The organism is Saccharospirillum alexandrii (assembly GCF_043641555.1).
In the GTDB taxonomy this organism is placed as follows: domain Bacteria; phylum Pseudomonadota; class Gammaproteobacteria; order Pseudomonadales; family Natronospirillaceae; genus Saccharospirillum; species Saccharospirillum alexandrii_A.
The window spans coordinates 276,100-295,255 of sequence record NZ_JBHZRJ010000003.1 but is presented as its reverse complement, the minus strand read 5'-3'; the positions used below and the strand labels follow the sequence as shown (position 1 = coordinate 295,255).

Annotated in this window: 14 protein-coding genes and 1 pseudogene; 7 read left to right on the top strand and 8 right to left on the bottom strand. The window is 57.1% G+C overall.

Features of this window, described 5'->3' with window-relative positions; all coding sequences use genetic code 11:
- Positions 1–74: 74 nt before the first annotated feature.
- Together arfB and ACHUE7_RS11650 are read right to left on the bottom strand one after the other, a co-directional pair.
- Positions 75–488 (bottom strand): alternative ribosome rescue aminoacyl-tRNA hydrolase ArfB, encoded by a 414-nt coding sequence (arfB, locus tag ACHUE7_RS11655; RefSeq protein ID WP_213677192.1) that lies wholly within the window; start codon positions 486–488, stop codon positions 75–77.
- Between the two features lie 92 nt (positions 489–580).
- On the bottom strand, positions 581–1,483 hold the full coding sequence (locus ACHUE7_RS11650; RefSeq protein WP_394170112.1) for a LysR family transcriptional regulator: 903 nt from the start codon (positions 1,481–1,483) through the stop codon (positions 581–583).
- 143 nt (positions 1,484–1,626) lie between these two features.
- On the opposite strand from ACHUE7_RS11650, the gene ACHUE7_RS11645 reads away from it, so the two are divergent.
- Positions 1,627–2,622, top strand: a complete 996-nt coding sequence (locus ACHUE7_RS11645; RefSeq protein WP_394170111.1) for an NADP-dependent oxidoreductase — start codon at positions 1,627–1,629, stop codon at positions 2,620–2,622.
- A 44-nt stretch (positions 2,623–2,666) separates the two neighbouring features.
- Here the strand turns inward: ACHUE7_RS11645 and ACHUE7_RS11640 are convergent, their stop codons facing one another.
- From ACHUE7_RS11640 to ACHUE7_RS11620, 5 genes are all read right to left on the bottom strand, one after another.
- Positions 2,667–3,461 (bottom strand): cytochrome b5 domain-containing protein, encoded by a 795-nt coding sequence (locus tag ACHUE7_RS11640; RefSeq protein ID WP_394170110.1) that lies wholly within the window; start codon positions 3,459–3,461, stop codon positions 2,667–2,669.
- Complete coding sequence (locus ACHUE7_RS11635) at positions 3,458–4,750, bottom strand: ferredoxin reductase family protein (protein WP_394170109.1); 1,293 nt, start codon at positions 4,748–4,750, stop codon at positions 3,458–3,460. The genes ACHUE7_RS11640 and ACHUE7_RS11635 overlap by 4 nt, the downstream gene beginning before the upstream one ends.
- A gap of 103 nt (positions 4,751–4,853) precedes the next feature.
- Complete coding sequence (locus ACHUE7_RS11630) at positions 4,854–6,989, bottom strand: methyl-accepting chemotaxis protein (RefSeq protein ID WP_394170108.1); 2,136 nt, start codon at positions 6,987–6,989, stop codon at positions 4,854–4,856.
- 118 nt (positions 6,990–7,107) lie between these two features.
- The gene (locus ACHUE7_RS11625; protein ID WP_394170107.1) at positions 7,108–9,003 is read right to left on the bottom strand and encodes a propionyl-CoA synthetase; all 1,896 of its coding nucleotides are present in this window, start codon (positions 9,001–9,003) and stop codon (positions 7,108–7,110) included.
- 220 nt (positions 9,004–9,223) lie between these two features.
- Complete coding sequence (locus ACHUE7_RS11620) at positions 9,224–10,147, bottom strand: DMT family transporter (RefSeq protein ID WP_394170106.1); 924 nt, start codon at positions 10,145–10,147, stop codon at positions 9,224–9,226.
- 160 nt (positions 10,148–10,307) lie between these two features.
- Between ACHUE7_RS11620 and ACHUE7_RS11615 the strand changes: the two are divergent.
- Positions 10,308–11,474 (top strand): annotated as a pseudogene (locus tag ACHUE7_RS11615) (multidrug effflux MFS transporter); the annotation flags it as partial.
- Between the two features lie 372 nt (positions 11,475–11,846).
- Positions 11,847–12,953, top strand: a complete 1,107-nt coding sequence (locus ACHUE7_RS11610; protein ID WP_394170105.1) for an aminotransferase-like domain-containing protein — start codon at positions 11,847–11,849, stop codon at positions 12,951–12,953.
- Positions 12,954–12,974: 21 nt separating this feature from the next.
- Here the strand turns inward: ACHUE7_RS11610 and msrA are convergent, their stop codons facing one another.
- Complete coding sequence (gene msrA / locus ACHUE7_RS11605) at positions 12,975–13,595, bottom strand: peptide-methionine (S)-S-oxide reductase MsrA (protein ID WP_394170104.1); 621 nt, start codon at positions 13,593–13,595, stop codon at positions 12,975–12,977.
- Positions 13,596–13,723: 128 nt separating this feature from the next.
- On the opposite strand from msrA, the gene ACHUE7_RS11600 reads away from it, so the two are divergent.
- From ACHUE7_RS11600 to oppB, 4 genes are all read left to right on the top strand, one after another.
- Entirely contained in the window at positions 13,724–14,125 is a 402-nt protein-coding gene (locus ACHUE7_RS11600) for a PilZ domain-containing protein (RefSeq protein WP_213677181.1), read from the top strand.
- Between the two features lie 228 nt (positions 14,126–14,353).
- Entirely contained in the window at positions 14,354–16,054 is a 1,701-nt protein-coding gene (locus tag ACHUE7_RS11595) for a peptide ABC transporter substrate-binding protein (protein ID WP_394170103.1), read from the top strand.
- Between the two features lie 354 nt (positions 16,055–16,408).
- On the top strand, positions 16,409–18,025 hold the full coding sequence (locus ACHUE7_RS11590) for a peptide ABC transporter substrate-binding protein (RefSeq protein ID WP_394170102.1): 1,617 nt from the start codon (positions 16,409–16,411) through the stop codon (positions 18,023–18,025).
- A gap of 201 nt (positions 18,026–18,226) precedes the next feature.
- Complete coding sequence (gene oppB, locus ACHUE7_RS11585; protein WP_127556093.1) at positions 18,227–19,150, top strand: oligopeptide ABC transporter permease OppB; 924 nt, start codon at positions 18,227–18,229, stop codon at positions 19,148–19,150.
- The last annotated feature ends 6 nt before the right edge of the window (positions 19,151–19,156 follow it).

Genomic DNA, 19,156 nt, shown 5'->3' with positions numbered 1-19,156 from the left:
GGCATGGCCAATGTGGGAACTAGCTCACAGTATGATCGTTTCCCAGGCAGGTCGCAAAACCAATTGCGCTTGCCTCAGGGCTCAACCTTACCACGCATGGCCTTGGTCTTGCCGCGCTGAACTTTCTTCTCTACCCGGCGACGCTGCGAACCCCGGGTGGGCTTGGTAGGCCGCCGGGCTTTCTCCTGTTTTACCGCACCGCGAATCAGCTCGGCCAGGCGCTGTAGGGCATCGTCCTTGTTTTTTTCGAACGTTCGAAACCGCTGCGCCTTGATGACGATCACACCATCTTTGGTAATCCGGTGGTCCGACAACGCCAGCAGCCGCTCCTTGTAGAAATCCGGCAGGGCGGTTTTGGGCACATCGCAGCGCAAATGCACCGCAGAAGCGACTTTATTGACGTTCTGGCCTCCGGCTCCCTGCGCCCGAATCTGGACAATGTCGATCTCCCAGTCGGCCAGTGACACCGCGTTGGATAGTTGTAGCATGATTACCTTGAATTAGAGGGCGAAACACTGAGACCTGCCGATCAAACCACAGGGGTGGCCAACACAGCAACCCTGCCAGCGGCAGCCTGGCGTCAAACCATCGGAATTTCGGCCACCAGAAAATCAACGGCAGCCCGTATTTTGGGAACCTGATACCGGGTCTTTTGGTACAGCAGATAGATCGCCATACCCGGCTGTGTCGTCACCTGCAAGCCAGGAGATACCAACACCGGCACCAGCTCACCGCTGTCCAGATAGGGTTTCAGCACCCAGCCCGGCAGCATCAGAATGCCATCGCCGCGAATGGCCCGATTCAGCAACCAGGGACCGGCATTGGAGTAGCCGACGCCCGGGGCCGAGACATCCTGCCAGCGGTCATCCAGCTCACATATCCAGCAGGTTGGCCCCTGCGGGGTACGAAAATAGAGCCCTTTGTGGTGTTTGAGGTCCAGCGGGTGCCTGGGTGTGCCGTATCGGGCCAGGTACTCCGGTGACGCTACGGCGATGAAGTCGTTATTCATCAACTTGATGGCGACGACCCGGGCATCGGGCGCATAGCCACCGCGAATGGCGATGTCCACCTCATCCCGATCCAGCACACTGAGCTCGTCGCTGAGCGTTATGTCCAGCTGCACATCCGGGTAACGCTGGTTGAACCGGTCCATCAGCGGCAACAGAATGCGCTCCCCGAAACCAACCATGGCACTGATGCGTAACCGGCCCATGGGCTCGGCCTGGTAGAGGCTGACGGCCTCGTGGGTTGCATCCAGTTGTGCCAGCACATCGACAATATCCCGGTAGTAGCGCTGGCCGATTTCAGTCAGTCGCACCACCCGGGTCGAGCGGGTCAGTAACGTCGCACCGAGATGCGCCTCAAGGTCTGCCACGCGCCGCGACAACGACGACGGCGGTACCTGAAAGTGCTCGGCTGCGCGCGAAAAACTGCGGGTTTCAGCTACTTTCACAAAGTACTTGATGGCTCTCAACTGGTCCACGGTTTCGAAAAGCCCTTACTATTGCTTTTAAGACAACAAATATTCGCTCATTTGGCACTTTTTGTCATCTCAGCCGTCGCAATAATAGACATCAGACCCAACAACCATTCGATTTTGTTCAATCAACACAGTGAGCCAACATCATGAGCACTTATACCGCAATAAACCTGATCAAACGTCCCTCTGGACCCATTGGTCCCGATTTGTTCGAGGTGGTTGAAAAAACCGTTCCAACCGCCGGTGACGGCGAATTTCTGGTTCGCCAGACCCACATGTCACTGGACCCGGCCATGCTGGGCTGGATGTCGCCCGACACCGAAAGCTACATTCCCCCGGTGGAGCTTGGCAGTGTGATGCGTTCTTCCGGTCTGGGTGAGGTCATCGAATCGAATCACCCGGATTTCTCAGTGGGCGACCGGGTCATGGGCATGTTTGGCTGGCAGGAACTGGCCATCAGCACGGGCAAAGGCGTCAACAAGGTTGATGCATCGCTGCCGGCTGACATGCTGCTGTCGGTATTTGCCCTGCCCGGTTTGACGGCCACTCAGGGCCTGTACGGAATTGGCAAACCCAAGGCCGGTGAAACCATTGTTGTATCCGGTGCAGCCGGCTCGGTTGGGTCGATCGTCGGCCAGTTGGCCAAAGCCGATGGCCTGAGGGTGATTGGTGTGGTGGGCAGTGAAGACAAAGCCAGCTGGATCATCAACGACCTGGGGTTCGACGGAGCGGTTAATTACAAGACGGATGACCTGGGCGCAAAACTCGATGAACTGGCGCCAGAGGGCATCGACCTCTATTTCGAAAATACCGGTGGCCCTATTCAGCACCGGGTATTCGAACGCATGAATGCACACGGGCGCATCATGGTGTGCGGCATGATCGCTGATTACACCGCGCGCGAACCCAGCCCCGGCCCAAACTGGATAAACATCATCAAGAAGCGCCTGCTGATTCAGGGTTTCACCATGCCGGATCACCTGCACCAGGCGCCACAGTTGCTGGAAAAACTGACGCCCTACGTTCAGCAGGGCAAGATCAAATACCGGGCGCACACCCTGGAAGGGCTCGAATCAGCGATGACCGGGTTGAATCTGTTCTTTACCGGTGGCAACGATGGCAAGCTGATCGTAAAACTCTAACAGCTGGTAACACCAGCCGCCTGCCTCTCAGCGGGCGGCTCAATTCAACGAGCTGCTGACAGGGCTTCTGTTGCCAGCCCGACAAAGGCGTCATAGGCGCCAGTGGCCCCGCTGATGGCATCGACCCCTTCTGGTACACCCTGTTCAATCAACATCTGTTCATAGGCCGGGTAGGTAGACAGCTGCGTTACGCCACCGCTGACCCGGCGCCAGCGTTCGGCATAATTCATGTCAGCCGATTTGCGGTAATTAACGGTGCCATCCTCATCGCGCGACAGCTCATCATAATACACGCCAACAATGCGGTTGCCCTTGACGGTAATTTCGATGATTCCGAAGGTACCGCGACTGCCGGGTTCGGCTTCTGCATAGTAGCTGCCATCGCGATAGGGCCCGGTTACGGCATCTCCAACAACCGCAGACCGCTCGGGAGGCGTGGTGTCTGACCCGGTTGCTGGCTGATTCAAGGCGTCCAGGTCAACATCGGCACCGGCCAGATAGCCCACCAGAAAATCATCCAGCAGAGCTTCAGCTCCAGCGCTGTGAGGCCGGCCATTGCCTTTGTCGACCCAACCTTCGGTAGAAGGTCGACCGCACCATTCGGTCATCACCGACGCCGGCGTTGGATGCCGGTCGATGAAGTCGGTAACGTCATAAACCAACCCTTTTATCTCTTTCCAGCAACTGTCGGCGGTGTTGTGACTGGCCAGCTCATCCAGACTGATTTCACGCACCTTCCCTTCGGTTTCCGCTGCGGTCGGGGCCACCCAAACGATGGTGATCAGGGTCAGCAGACTGCTGACGAAGGCAACCAGTGCAGAGTACGCAAATTTGTTCATAGGAAATCAAAGACCTCGCTGTGAATGGCGTCGCCAGAAAGTCCGGCTTGTTTTAACAGGGGAATCAGGTGTCTCATCATGCCCGGCGGCCCGCACAGGTAGACCTCCCGCTCGCGGAAATCCGGACAGTGTGTTTCCAGAAAGGCTTCGGTGATGGCCCCCTGCACCGAAAAGTGATGAGCCGTGATATCAAAACGCGGCTGCTTGCCGGCAATGTCCTGAAGCTCGTCCAGGTAGTAGGAGCGGTATTCATCCTGAGACAGGTAGAACAAATGCACCGAGGTGTCGGTGTTGTCATCCAGCATGGCGCGGGCACCACTGACAAAGGGAGTAATGCCAATGCCTCCACCCAGCCAGAGCTGATTGCGCCCCGGGTAATGTCGCTCGTAGAAATCACCATAGGGGCCTTCTAATTCGATACGGCTGCCCGGCGGCACTCGCTGCAAGGCATGGCTGGCATCACCAAGGTCTTTGATGCCCAGACGCAGCAGCGGATCAGACGGCGCCGAGGCAAGGGTGTAAGGGTGTTCCTCCCGATTACCGGCACTCAAACCAGACACGTTCGGTGTCAGGTAAACAAACTGACCAGCCATGTAACGCAACGGCTTGCCCAGTGGCTTCAGGCAAATTTCCACGACGTCGTGTTTCAGCTGATGCACCTCGGTGACTTCCCAGGCCGACCGGCCCAGATGAGGTGAAAGGACTTTGCGCCAAACAATGGCCCCGATGGACAATGCGCCCATTAGCCACCAGACCAGAGGCTGAGCAGCCAATGGCAGGGTATGAACCAGCGCCAGAATCAGCGCCGGGGCTGACAACAAATGCAGCCGTTTCCAGCGCTGGTAGTTGAGCCGACCAAAAAACTGGAAGGTCGGTGCCAGAAACACCACCATCAACGCCAGGGCGAGCCAACCAGCCCAAATTGGCCAGTTCGATGCCTCAGGAAATAAGCCGGCCAGACTCAAAGCACGTCCCTGGGTGACCGTTGCAAATCCAAGCAACCAGGCATGAAGCAGAACGCCCACAAACCCGAGAAAGCCAACCAGTCGATGAAGGGTCCACAACCGGGGCAGACCCCCAAAGTAGATATCGAGCCGCGGCAACCGCAGGCTCATCAGTGCCGCCAATAACAATAGCGTTAGCCCGAAAACCCCAATCAGACGACCACACCAGCGAAACCAGTACAGGGGGTCGGCTAAGGGTGCAGGCCAATGATTCAGTAGAAAAATCGAGACAGGGATAAGCCCCAGTATCAGCAGAATCCCGTCTCCGGATTTGAACCAGCGCATTGGTGCTCCTTGAGTAGCAGAGCACCCACTATAGCAGAGGCCTGTTAACTGCCAACTGACTCAGGTCAAACATAGTGCACCTGGCTCTGCGGTCATCAGGGCGCTATTCCGATGACTGCACTTTAAGCTGGCTGAGCTGCCGGTCCAGGTCATCGGTAATGGTGCGCATTGAATCGCTGACGCCCTGGGCATCCTGTGCCAGCTCTGCCAGGCGAACACTGGCCACTTCAACCCGGTTGATGTTCCGGTTAATTTCTTCATTCACCTGGTTTTGCTCTTCGGCGGCGGTCGCCACCTGGGCGGCATTATCGGTGATCGATGCAATGCCGCTGGCCGCTGTCTCCATTTGCTGATAGGCGTTGTCCGCCTCACTGACGGTGATATTGATGCGCTCGGTACTGCTCTTGATCTGACCGACAGCGGCGTCGACTTCCTGCTGCAGTGTCTGGATCAGGGCTCGTATCTCAACAGTTGAGGACTGGGTACGCCCGGCCAGGCTGCGCACTTCATCGGCAACCACGGCAAAACCCCGGCCCTGTTCTCCGGCCCGGGCCGCTTCGATGGCGGCGTTGAGCGCCAGCAAATTGGTCTGCTCGGCTATCCCTTCAATGACCTGGGTAATGCCGTTGATGTTGTCACTGCTCTTGGCAACCAGCGCAACCCGCTCACTGGATTCTGTCATCGCCGCCGCCACTGCCCGGATCTCCGACACTGTATGCGCGAAGGCTTCGCGCGCCTGTTGCAGCGACTGGTTCGATTGCTCGGCATCGCCTGCCGTGCCACTGGCAAGCCGGGCAACTTCATTAGCGGTTGCCGACATCTCGTTCATGGCCGCCGCAACGCTCTGCATTTCTTCCTGCTGCGCCGACGTTGCTTCGGTGGTGTCGCTGGAGGTTTTCACCAGAATATGGCTCTGATCGCGAAGCTCTGCAGCCGAATGCTTCAACACCTGAATCATGTCGCGCAATTTGCCGGTAAAGCGATTGAACCCGTCGGCAATGGCAATCAGTTCAGCATGGCTGGAAACCGTCAGTTGCTTGGTCAGATCGCTTTCGGCACCAGCCAGCTCATCCACCAGGCTTTGCATCTGGCGCATCGGTTGCGTGCTGCTGCGCAACCACAAACTGATCAGCACAATGGCAATCACCACCAGCACCAGTCCGATACCGACCATGCTGGCGGCTGTTGACTGATAGCCCTCACGCAGACTTTGTTCAAGCGCCTGACTAGCAGCAAAGGCGATATTCCGGGGGATGGATATCGCCACGATCCACTCGACGCCCGCATCTTCGATGACGACCGGAGCCCGGACCAGAATGGTGCTGTCATCGGCCTTGACCTGCCCGGTCATCGACGCCAACCCGCGAGCCATGCTGGCATCGACCCGTTCGTTCAGCTCACCCAACCGCTCCGGGTAAGCGGAACTGGCAACCAACAGACCCAATTCGCTGAGCAAGGCAATATTGGCAGCCCCGTCAAAGAGCTCTTGCTGATAGGCCAGAACCTGTTCCTGCACCTGGGGCATATTAATGTCGACGCCCACAACACCCCGAAACTCGTTGCCGACAACCACCGGGTGCACCAGTGACGTCAGTAAAACCTCATAGCCTTCTTCAATTTCATATAAGTAGGGTTCCATGATGCAGGGTTCCAGAGTATCCCGGCTGCACAGAAACCATTCCGCTTCGCGGTTGCCGAATTCATCCACGGAATCCAGGTATTTGAACGATTGTTCTTCCGTGCGGTAATACTCGATGGCATCCCCGTCCCGAACCCAATAGATATCCAGATTACCCTGGGGGGCACTGTGGTCTTCGGTGCCGTTGCGGTATAACTGATCGGCGCCGTCGTACCCGTCGGGTTCAATATGTACGTAAGCCGACCCCAGGCTTGGCCCCACCTCCAGTGTGGCTTCGACCAGGTCATAGACGGCCGTTCGCTCCATGGGCTCACGCCCGGCAGAGTTTCCTTCGGCGGTGTTTTCGAGCACTACTCTGAGCGCACGTGACAGATCGAAACTGCGATTGAGAAAGGTTTCAACATCACCGGCAATCAGTTCTGCCGTGTTGGCCAGATCCTGTTCTACCAGGGTTTCGATTGATTCACTGGCGTCCGCAACGGCCCGGTCACCATTGGTTTGCATGGCGTACCAGCCAGTGCCAATCACGGCAAAGAGTGCCAGGGTTATTGCCAGGGCGGTGCCCAGAGTGAGTTTCCAGCGTAGCGACCAGGTTTGCAACGTCGTGCCCTCTGATACAACAGCCCGATCCAACCACCGGGATCGGGCTTTCAGTTTCAGTATAGGCCGATAAACAGAGGATGCGCCTGAATTTTATGCATCGCTCCAAAGCACTGGCTCAGTCGGCTAACTGACCTCTGATCTCGTCCAGAATCGCCGGGTCATCTATGGTGGAAGGCACTTGCAGCTCTTCACCATTGACCATCTGACGCAGGGTCTTGCGCAGAATTTTTCCGGAACGGGTTTTCGGCAATCGTTCAACGATCAGCGACTGGTTAAAACAGGCCAGCGCCCCAATTTGCTGGCGAACCGCGGCGACCAGTTCCGCCTTCAGGGCGTCTTCATCGCCAACAAAGCCATCTTTCAGCACCACCATGGCCAGCGGCAATTCGCCTTTCAGCTCATCATAGACACCAAAGACTGCGCATTCGGCAACTGCCGGGTGCGCGGCGACAATTTCTTCCATCTCGCCGGTAGAAAGCCGGTGCCCGGCGACGTTGATCACATCGTCCAGTCGGCCCATCACGAACAGATAGCCCTCTTCGTCGCGGTAACCGCCGTCTCCTGAGAGATAGTAACCCGGGTATTGGGCCAGGTAGCCCGAAATGAAACGGTCGCTGTCGCGCCAGATGGTCGGCAGGCAGCCGGGCGGCATCGGCAACCGTATCGCCACCGCTCCCTGCTGGTTGGCACCGCACGGCTCGCCATAGGCATCGAGTATTTCGACTTGAAAGCCCGGCGTTGGCAAAGTCGCCGAACCGGCTTTGACCGGCATCTGCTCAATACCCACCGGGTTGCAGGCAATCGCCCAGCCCGTTTCGGTTTGCCACCAGTGGTCGAGTACCGGCAGGCCGGTTTTCTCAACCAGCCAGTCATAGGTAGGCGGGTCGAGACGCTCACCCGCGAGAAAGAGTTTTTGCAAACTGGAGGTGTCGTACTGGGCCATCAACGCGGCTTCGGGGTCTTCTTTTCTGACCGCCCTAAAGGCTGTCGGTGCGGTAAACAGTGCCGCCACTTTATGCTCGGCGACCACCCGCCAGAATGCTCCGGCATCCGGCGTCTTAACCGGTTTGCCCTCGTACAGCACCGTAGTGCAACCGAATATCAGCGGCGCATAGACGATGTAGGAATGTCCGACTACCCAGCCAACATCGGAAGCCGCCCAGAAAACGTCACCCGGCGTCATGCCATAAACCACTTCCATACTGTAATGCATGGCCACGGCATGACCGCCGTTATCGCGCACGACGCCCTTTGGCTTACCGGTGGTTCCGGAGGTGTACAGGACGTAGAGCGGGTCGGTGGCTTTTACCGGCACCGGGTCCGCCGGTTCGGCCATCGACAGGGCCTCGTCCCAGTCGAGGTCGCGCCCGGTTTGCATCTGTGCGACGGCTTGCGGACGCTGCAGAATCAGCGTTGCTGCTGGCTTGTGGTGTGCTTCAGAGAGGGCGGCATCCAGAATCGGCTTGTATTCGATCACCCGGTTGACCTCAATGCCGCACGAAGCAGAAATCACCACCGTCGGTTCGGCGTCATCGATGCGCACGGCCAGTTCATGGGCGGCAAAACCACCGAATACGACAGAATGCACAGCCCCAAGCCGGGCGCAGGCCAGCATGGCCATCACCGTTTCAGGCACCATGGGCATATAAATCACGACGCGATCGCCCTTGCCCACGCCCAACCCACGCAATACCCCGGCTACCCGGGCCGTAGCATCGCGCAATTCCAGGTAGGTAAAGCGTTTAACGCTCCCGGTTACCGGTGAATCATAAATCAGGGCCAACTGCTCACCCCGGCCCGCTTCGATCTGCGCATCCAGTGCGAGATAGGCGGTATTGAGTTCGCCATCTGCAAACCAGCGATACAATCCTTCTTTATCGAGGCTGGAACCCTGTGTCGGTTCTTTATACCAGGCGACGCGTTTGCTTTGCGTCAGCCAGAAGGCATCCGGGTCGGCCACACTGGCCTGGTATTCAGTAAAATAATCGAGAACAGCGGGCGTCTGGGACATGTGATCACCGTATTGTTTTGGCGTTCAGGTTTTGTGTTGGCGGGAAGTCGTGCGGACCACCGGGTAGGTCTATCCACCAGACCAGACACGTCGCGTTCTCACCACCGAACCTTTTGTACGAAAACTATGCGCTGATAAACCCCTTTGGCCCATTAGACATTGGGCGTAAAACAATCGGTAAAAAACCAGCAGAGAAACGCTCGAAGAAACTTGGAAGGAATTATTTTTTTGACACTTTATTTTGTTGCCGTTGGCTGCGGCCATAGACCATCAACCCCAGAGTACAGAGTGCAATGGCAGCCCACTGCAGAGTTCCGGGCCATTCACTCAAAACGGGTATCGCTAATAATGCTGCACTGGCCGGTACAAAGGCCATAAACAATGAACTGGTCATCGACCCCAATTCGCGAATCACGAAACCAAGCAGAAACAAGGCCAACACACTGACTATGATGCCCTGGTAAACGACCTGTAACAGCACATCGTTCAAGGGCGCTGCGGGAAGAACATGCGGCATCAGCCACCAGATGGGAATAAACATCAGGCCGTTGATCCAGGGCACCCAAACCAGAATATCGCGAGTACTGACCTGCCAGGCCTTTACGGCGGTCATGTAAATTGACATGACCCAGGCAGCAGCAAACAACAATAACAACCCGCTGACCGGAACCGAGTGATGCAGCAGTGTCGGCCCCACCATCAGGCCATTGGCAAGGACGACCAGGGCTACACCCAGCCAGGCACCGGCCCGAAAACGCTGCTTTAACAACAGGATGGCCAGCAAACCACTGATGACCGGCAAGCTGCCATTCACCAACACACCCGCCTGAGCTGCCGGGCTCAGTTTCAGGCCATAAAAGCTAAGCAGGGTATAGGGAAAACCACAGCCCAGTGCCACTACCAGAGCCCGCCCCCAGCGAACGCTGCGCCACGGGTAAGTCAGCGCCCAGGGCAGAGTGCACAGCGCTGCCGTTACATAACGCAACAGGGTAATGTCGGCCGGGGTCAGTACGGTTTGCACACCCAGTCGCGACATCACCAGCCAGCCGGACCAGATGGCAATCACGGCCAGGCCTCCCAACAGAGCGAGGCCGGTTTTGGGCGTGACCGGGGCAATTGGCTTTGCGTTGCTGGACGTCGACATTCAGATTCAACTAACCCTGTTTGAGTGCCCGGGAGATTACCGGTTTACCTCCTGGCAAGCTAGGGAGCCTGCCGCGCATACGGGTCCTTGTAGCGTGTTCTGGACACTGCGGCCCACATCGAATGCCTCAGAACCCCGGCGATGACCCGGCAAATTCTGTATGATCGGTCATCTTTATCGGCAGGCTAGCCAAACGCTTTGCCTGCAGCACAGCCCCAACAGACAGGTTCGCATGAAATCCACTCTTCAATTTTCCATTCTTCTGGCAGCCACCATGGCTCTGGGCCCGCTGGCCATTGACGCCTATTTGCCGGCTTTTCCGGTAATTGCCGATGATCTGGGCGTTAGCCAGAATCAGGTGTCACTGACGCTGAGTCTGTATGTGTTTGGCCTGGCGCTGGGCCTGATCATCGGCGGGCCGCTATCGGACCGTTACGGCCGGGCGCCGGTGTTACTGACCGGGCTTGGCATCTATGCCATCAGCGCCATTGCCATTGGCCAAAGTACCGACGTGCAATGGATGATCGTCTGGCGACTGATTCAAGCCTTCGGTGGCGGCTGGATTGCCGTCAGCGTACCCGCACTGGTGCGGGATACCGCTCGTGGGCGTGATGCGGCCCGGCTGTTTTCGCTGATTGCGCTGATCATGTTCATTGCGCCGGCTATTGCCCCCTCGCTCGGTTCCATTCTGCTGTGGATCGGCAGTTGGCCGCTGATTTTCTATTTCTTGTCGGTCTATGCCGTCGGGGTTGGGGTGCTGATGTGGTTCCGCCTGCTGCGCCACCAGCCTCGCAAGACCGGAGCCAAAGAGCCGGTGTCGAAATTACTGACCAATTACATGGCTGTACTGCGCCACCCCATGGCCTGGCGGCACGTGGTGATTCAGTCGCTGGCATTCAGCACCGTCATGCTGTTCGTGACTCACGCCTCCTTCATGTACCAGACCTGGTTTGGGCTGAACAATGCGCAGTTTTCCATTGCGTTCGCGTCGGGCGTGGTCTGTATGGGCGTACTGGGTACGCTGAACCGGCGCCTGCTGCTTAGCTATTCGCCGGTGCTGCTGTTGAAAATTGCGCTGATCACTCAGGCCGGTGCCTTGTTGGTGATGAATCTGTTTCTGGGCATTAACAGCCAGAGCCTCTGGGCTTTCCTGCCGATGATGATACTGGTAGGCGGCACCATCGGCGCCATTGCCCCCAATAACCAATCGGCCTATCTCGAACACTTTGGCCGGCTCAGCGGCACCGCCAGCGCGTTGATCGGCGCCTCCCAGTTTATTGTGGCCGGCACCGTCAGCACTGCCTCTACATGGATCGTCGATGGCTCTATTCAGCGCATTGCCCTGGCCATGTTTGTCTGCTCCCTGCTGGCAACCCTGAGTGGTTTGTCACTGGCCAACCACCCGGCCCCTTCAGAGGAGGCTGAAGCCTCTTAAAAACCGAGTTCCGGGGGTTCAATTTACTACATTGTCATGGGCCCGCGACGGATGACACGGCTGCTCTTGCGGGGGCGCCGTGAAAACACCGAAGCGTCGGACCGCCCTGTTGGCTTAACTTCGGCATCCATGCCTCAGATACCCCCGCAAAAGCAGCCCTGCCACCCTTCGCTAGTATGTTGCAAACCTAGTTAAACCAATTTGAAGCACTAGCCAATTGCCGTCAGACTAGAAATACCCCTGGCAATCAGATGAGTTCGCTTCATGACCTGGCAAACCGCACAACTGACGCCCCCTGCCGATCGCATTGATCTTGGCATTGGCCAACCCGACCCGGCCCTGTTACCGGCAGACCTGTTTAACAAGACCATCATTGACGCACCCGTTCTGGCCTATGGAACCGAGGCGGGCGACGAACGTTTTCGCCGTGCACTGGCCGCCTGGCTAAACAAGCGCCAGAGTCAGCCCGCGAGCCCCGATAACCTCATGGTGACCACGGGCTCCTCCAACGCGCTCGACATGATCTGCACCCGCTTCAGCCACCCCGGCGATACGGTTCTGGTGGAAGACCCAACCTATTTCATCGCCCGCAAACAACTGGCCGAGCATGGGCTCACTGCTGTTGCGGTACCGATGGATGATGACGGAGTCGATATTCTGGAGTTGGCGGCACTGATCGAACAGCACAAGCCTGCCTTCTTTTACACGGTTCCGACCTTTCACAACCCAACCGGGATTACCCAAAGCGCTGAGCGCAGAGCGCAACTGGTCGCGCTCGCGCGCGATACCGCTTGCCCGGTGGTCGCCGATGAGGTTTATCAGTATCTGTATTACGCCAAGCCACCGCCCGACCCACTGGCAAGCCTCGACGAGCGGGCGCCGGTTTTGTCGATTGGTTCGTTTTCCAAACTGCTGGCGCCGGGCCTGCGCCTCGGCTGGATCCAGGGGCAGCCGGAGATGCTGACCCGCCTGATTGGCAGCGCGCTGCTGTCGAGCGGCGGTGGCCTGGCACCGGTGACGTCCAGCCTTGTCCGGCCCTTGCTCGAAGACGGTCGTTTCGATCAGCACCTGGCACGGCTAACCGAGATTTATCGAAAGCGACTGGCAACACTGCTGCGGGGGCTTGAGGACAATCTGGGAGATCGGCTGGCCTGGAGGGCGCCTGAAGGGGGGTATTTTATCTGGACGCACTGGCACAACGGAGCCAATACCGACGCCATGCTGCCCCGGGCCCATAAAGCGGGTGTGGGCTATCAGCCCGGGAGCAAATTTTCAGACTCGCCCGACCAGGCCAGTGCCATGCGGTTGTGCTTCGCCTTTTACAATGAAGCACAACTGACGGAGGCTTGTGTCAGGCTGAGCCAGCTCTGAGGGGTTCCGTCTAACCCGCCTTTACAGCGGGCAGACTGCGCCGGTGCCCTTGAGGCCACAGTAGCCGTTCGGGTTTTTCAGCAAGTACTGCTGGTGGTATGTCTCGGCAAAATAGAACGTCGGTTTTGGGCCGATTTCGGTGGTAATAGCGCCTTTACCCTGGGCTTGCAGCGCCTGTTCAAAGACGTTGCGTGTCTGTTCAGCCACCGCGAGCTGCTCGTTCGAGCCGTAAATTGCTGAGCGGTACTGGGTGCCGATGTCGTTGCCCTGGCGCATGCCCTGCGTTGGGTCGTGTGCCTCCCAGAACGACTTCAGCAAAGCAGCCAGCGATACCTGGCCCGGGTCGTACACTACTCGCACCGCCTCGGTATGACCGGTCAGGCCCGAGCAGACTTCTTCATAGGTAGGGTTCGGCGTGAGGCCGCCCGCGTAACCTACGGCCGTGTTACGGACACCGGGCAGGGTCCAGAAATGGCGTTCAGCCCCCCAGAAGCACCCCATGGCGAGTATGATTTCCTCGCAACCTTCGGGTGTGTCACGCATGTCGATATCGAATACCGCATGTTGAAAGTCGACCGGCAACGGCATTTCCCGTCCGGGCAGCGCAGCGCTGGCGGCGGGCAGTTCAGTGGATCTGGCCATGGAGCTCTCCTTAATGATTGCACCCTAAATGAGCGCCAACTATAGTGAATTCAATGGGGGCTGATCACCCATTTACTTTTAGCTGCCTCAGCCGATAACCGGAAAGGTCCTGTCATCTGGAGACTTTGATGTCTGACAACCATAGACGCTTTCAACGCATTGAATTCAATGCACGCATCGAATTGCGCCTGGGTGACCCGGCCCAACCCGACCTCTACCCCGGCATCTTACGCGACATCAGCCTGAAAGGGGCTCTGGTTGTTCTCGGCGATACCGGCCATATTCCCGGGGTTAACGGCACCGGGCAGCTTGTGGTCCAGCTAGACCAAAGCGATGTCGTGCTGACCATGGAAGTCGAAGTTTCCTATTACCACGCTGAACGCCATGCCTGTGGCCTGAACATACTGTCCATGGATGTCGACACCGCTTCCCATCTGCGCCGGCTGGTAGAAGTCAACCTGGGCGACGATGCAGCCCTGCAACGGGAACTGAGCAATCTGATTGAAGTGATGGAAGCCGAACACGGCTGACAGTGTGAACTGATCCCTGTTTTTAGCCCCGCTACTTACAGCATTGCGTAATGTATGGCGTTTTATCGTTTCGTTCGTTGAAGTTTGCTCACCTCTGTGACAATTTCTGCGCCGCTCGCTGTCTGATCCCAATACGCCAGGTTAATCAACCTGCCACCCAACCTGGCTGGCAGGGTACCTGTGGTTCGATCAGATGTAGACGGCATTACTCACACAGGGAGAATACCCATGATAAAACCCATCACAATGGACTTGCGCCTGACTCTGGCCGCCACTCTCATCACCGGCGTCACGCTGGCCGGTTGTTCACAGGGCCCGGAAGACACGGCCTCGCAATCGTCATCCAGTGAACCGGCCGAATCGTCGCAAAGCCAGGCTTCCTCCGGTAAGGCTCACCCGGTTACCGGTGAGACACTTGCCGAGGAGCAAGTGTTTACTTACCGCGCGCTCGATGAATCATCGTCTCTGGACCCTCAGTTGGTCGAAGATGTGGATGGTTCCTACATCGTACGGGATTTGTTCGAAGGCCTGCTTAACTCCAATGAGCAAGGCGAATTGATTCCGGGTGTTGCCGAACGCTACGAGACCGAAGACAACCAGACCTGGACTTTCCACCTGCGCGATAACGCACAGTGGTCCGACGGCGAGCCAGTCACCGCGAACGACTTCGTCTACGCCTGGCGTCGCGCTGTCGACCCGGACCTGGCATCACCCTATGCCTGGTACATGAGCCTGATGGCGCTGGAAAACGTTGAAGCCATTCTCGAAGGCGAGTTACCCCCTTCCGAACTGGGCGTCGAAGCGATTGACGAATCCACTTTACGTGTCAGTCTGAGCCGGCCTCTGCCCTATTTCGCACAAATGGTCGTTCACGGCACGACCTTTCCCGCCCCGCAATGGGTCATCGAGGAACACGGTGATGACTGGACCAAACCCGGCAATCTGGTCGGCAATGGTGCCTTCGTACTGACTGAACATGTGGTCAATGAGCGGCTGGTGCGCGAACGCAACGAACGCTACTGGGACAACGAAAACAACCTGATGGACCGCGTCGTCACCCTGGTCATCAACGATGAAAACCAGGCCCTGAACCGCTACGATGCAGGCGAGCTCGATAAAACCGACGTTCCCGCTGGCCAGTATCCGCGTCTTGAGTCCGAGCTCCCGGATGAAGCCCACGTCTTCCCGCAGCTGTGCAACTATTACTACATATTCAATAACGAGGTTGAGCCGTTCGATGATCCGCGCGTGCGCCAGGCTCTGTCTTACGCCATCGACCGTAATGTCATTGTTAACAATGTCTTGCAGGGCGGCCAATACCCGGCCTACACCTTTACCCCGGCACTGACAGCCGGCTTTACCACGCCCGATGTGGAATGGGGCCAGTGGACGCAGGAAGAGCGGGATGCGCGTGCCGTTGAGTTGTTGGCAGAAGCCGGTTACGGCCCGGAAAATCCGCTGGAAACCAGCTTGCTGTACAACACCGATGAAGCCCACCGTAAAGTGGCCATCGCCGTCAGCAGCATGTGGCAGGAAAAGCTGGGCGTAACCGCCACTCTGGAAAACCAGGAATGGACCACCTTCCTGACCACACGCAGCGAAGGCGACTTCGACATTGCCCGTGGCGCCTGGTGTGGCGATTACAACGAAGCGTCCACCTTCCTGGACCTGATGCAATCTGACTCGGGTTACAACGATGCGGGCTACGCATCGGAAGAATACGACCGGTTGGCGGCCGAAGCCCAGACAGAACTGGACCCGGGCACCCAATATACTGCCATGGAAGAACTGATTGCCGCGGATATGCCCAACGCACCGGTCTACCACTACACCGAGGTGATCATGCTGAAGCCGGATGTCAAAGGCTGGCCCTTCGATGATATTCAGCAAAACATCTACAGCCGCAACCTCTATAAAGTTGCCAACTAAGTCGTAACGTGCCAACTGGTTACGCGCCGGGGCCCAGCCCCGGCTTTCTACCTTTCCAAACTCTGTTTCTAACTTCGTTCAACGGCCTGGAATTGCATAACCCAGCGTCGATAAACTCCCTTCACAACGGTCATTCCCAAGGCTGTGTCACAGATTCGCCAGTAAAGTGAACCATACAGTCATTTTTTTTGGCGCACTGATTGATGTTTGTTGCAGGATGTGAAAGTTTACATGCCTTGTTTCGCATCAGGCTAAGACCTGGAAACAGACACTGTTGTGAGCTATCCCTACCCGGGCACTGGCTTGTCATATGTCATCTACTAAAAAATAGAACGATTCAAAAGAGGGTTAATCATGAAAACTCTGCACAAAACGCTGGCAGCGGCGCTGGTTTCAGCTTCGCTGGCAGGCACTCCCGTACTTGCTGAAGACACCCACCCGGTTACCGGTGAACAATTGGCCGATGAGCAGGTATTCACTTACCGCGCACTGGACGAGTCCTCCTCCCTGGACCCGCAGGTCGTTGAAGACGTCGATGGCTCTTACATTGTTCGCGACCTCTTTGAAGGCCTGCTGAACTCCGACCCTGAAGGCAACATCGTACCGGGCGTCGCAGAGCGCTGGGAAACCGACGACAACCAGACCTGGACGTTCTACCTGCGTGATGACGCAAAATGGTCTGACGGCGAGCCGGTCACTGCGAACGACTTCGTTTACGCCTGGCGTCGCGCTGTAGACCCTGAACTGGCCTCTCCCTATGCCTGGTACATGAGCCTGATGGCGCTGGAAAACGTCGATGCCGTGCTCGAAGGCGAGATGGAAGACACCACTCTGGGTGTCGAAGCTGTCGATGAACATACCCTGAAAGTCAGCCTGACCCGCCCCATGCCCTACTTTGACCAGATGGTCACCCACGCCACCACCTTCCCATCGCCCCAGTGGGTGATTGAAGAGCACGGTGACGACTGGACCAAGCCCGGCAACCTGGTCGGTAACGGTGCTTTCATACTGACCGAGCACGTCATCAACGAGCGTCTGGTGCGTGAACGCAATGAGATGTACTGGGACAACGAAAACAACCTGATGGACAAGGTGGTCACCCTGGTCATCAACGATGAAAACCAGGCACTGAACCGCTACGACGCCGGCGAGCTGGACAAAACCGACATTCCTGCCGGCCAGTACCCTGCTCAGGAAGCCGAACGTCCGGATGAAGCCCACGTTTTCCCGCGTCTGTGTAACTACTACTACTCGTTCAACAACGAAGTAGCTCCGTTCGACGATGCCCGTGTTCGTAAGGCGTTGTCCTACGCGATCGACCGCAACGTCGTTGTCGACAACGTACTGCAAGGTGGCCAGTTCCCGGCTTACACATTTACCCCGGCTCTGACTGCAGGCTTCACCACGCCCGACGTCGATTGGGGACAGTGGACTCAGGCTCAGCGTGACGAGCGCGCCCGGGAACTGCTGGCTGAAGCGGGTTACGGCCCAGACAACCCACTGCGCACCACCCTGCTGTACAACACCGATGAAGCTCACCGCAAAGTCGCCATTGCAGTCACCGCAATGTGGAAGCAAAAGCTTGGCGTAGAAGCCACACTGGAAAATCAGGAATGGACAACCTTCCTGACGACTCGTGGTGAAGGGGATTTCGAGATTGCCCGTGGCGCCTGGTGTGGTGACTACAACGAAGCCTCTACCTTCCTCGACCTGATGCAGTCTGGCTCTGGCTACAACGATGCCAACTACGACTCAGCCGAGTACGATCGCCTGGCTGCCGAAGCCCAGACCATGTCTGACCCGAGCGCCAACTACACCAAGATGGAAGAATTGGCCGCGGAAGACATGCCTAATGCACCGGTTTACCACTACACCGGCATTATCATGGTCAAACCTGACCTGAAAGGCTGGCCTTATGAAGATGTTCAGCAAAACATCTACAGCCGCAACCTGTACAAAGTCGAGCAATAATCGACCCGTAACGTACAGAAAAACAGCGGCCTTCGGGCCGCTGACTATTGAGAACACCCTCCTGTACACTGAAACATTCCGCTGCTTCTCTTTTGTTATCAAAGGTTTACGGATTGTTACCGAATAAAGTCGGATTTCTGTTCCGGCTTGATCTTCAGGTTGGGTAGAATCGCCGGTCATCATTTTGCAGGCATCTTCACTATGTTCAATTTCGTGCTCCGCCGGATCGCTGTGGCGATACCGACCCTGCTCATTCTGGTCTCTATTTCATTCTTTCTGATGTTTTCCGCCCCTGGTGGCCCGTTCACTTCTGAACGCCCCATTCCTCAGGCCGTCATGGAGAACATTGAAGCCAAATACAATCTCGACAAACCGGTCTACCAGCAATTGGGGATCTACATCTGGAACATCGTGACCGATTTCGATTTTGGGCCCTCATTCCGGTACCAGGACAGAACCGTACTCGATCTGATTGAGAGTGGCTTCCCGGTCACCCTGACCTACGGTTTCTGGGCCTTTGTCTTTGCCGTCACCATTGGTGTGGGGCTCGGCGTTATCGCCGCACTGAAGCACAACACCGCCGCTGATTACACCGCCGTCAGCGTTGCCATTGTCGGCCAGGTACTGCCCAACTTTGTCATGGCGCCGATACTGGTCCTTATCTTCGTTCTCTGGCTCGGTTGGTTGCCGGGCGGCGGTTGGCAGGGTGGTCAGATCGAGTACATCATTTTGCCCGCCATTGCATTGGGCACCAGTTTCCTGGCCAGCATTGCCCGGATCACCCGATCCAGCATGCTCGAGGTACTGAACTCGAACTACATTCGCACCGCCCGCGCCAAAGGCCTGCCGTTCCGCTACATCGTCTGGCGTCATGCTCTGAAGCCTGCCATGTTGCCAGTCGTGTCCTATCTAGGCCCGGCTTTCGTGGGCATGATCACAGGCTCTGTCATCATCGATTCCTACTTCACCACCGGTGGCATCGGCGTGCATTTCATCAACGGCGCCCTAAACCGGGATTACGCCGTCATCATGGGGTTCACCATTCTGCTTGGCACCCTGACCATCGTTTTTAACATGCTGGTCGACATTCTTTACGCCTGGATTGACCCCAAGATTCGTTACTAAGGTTCA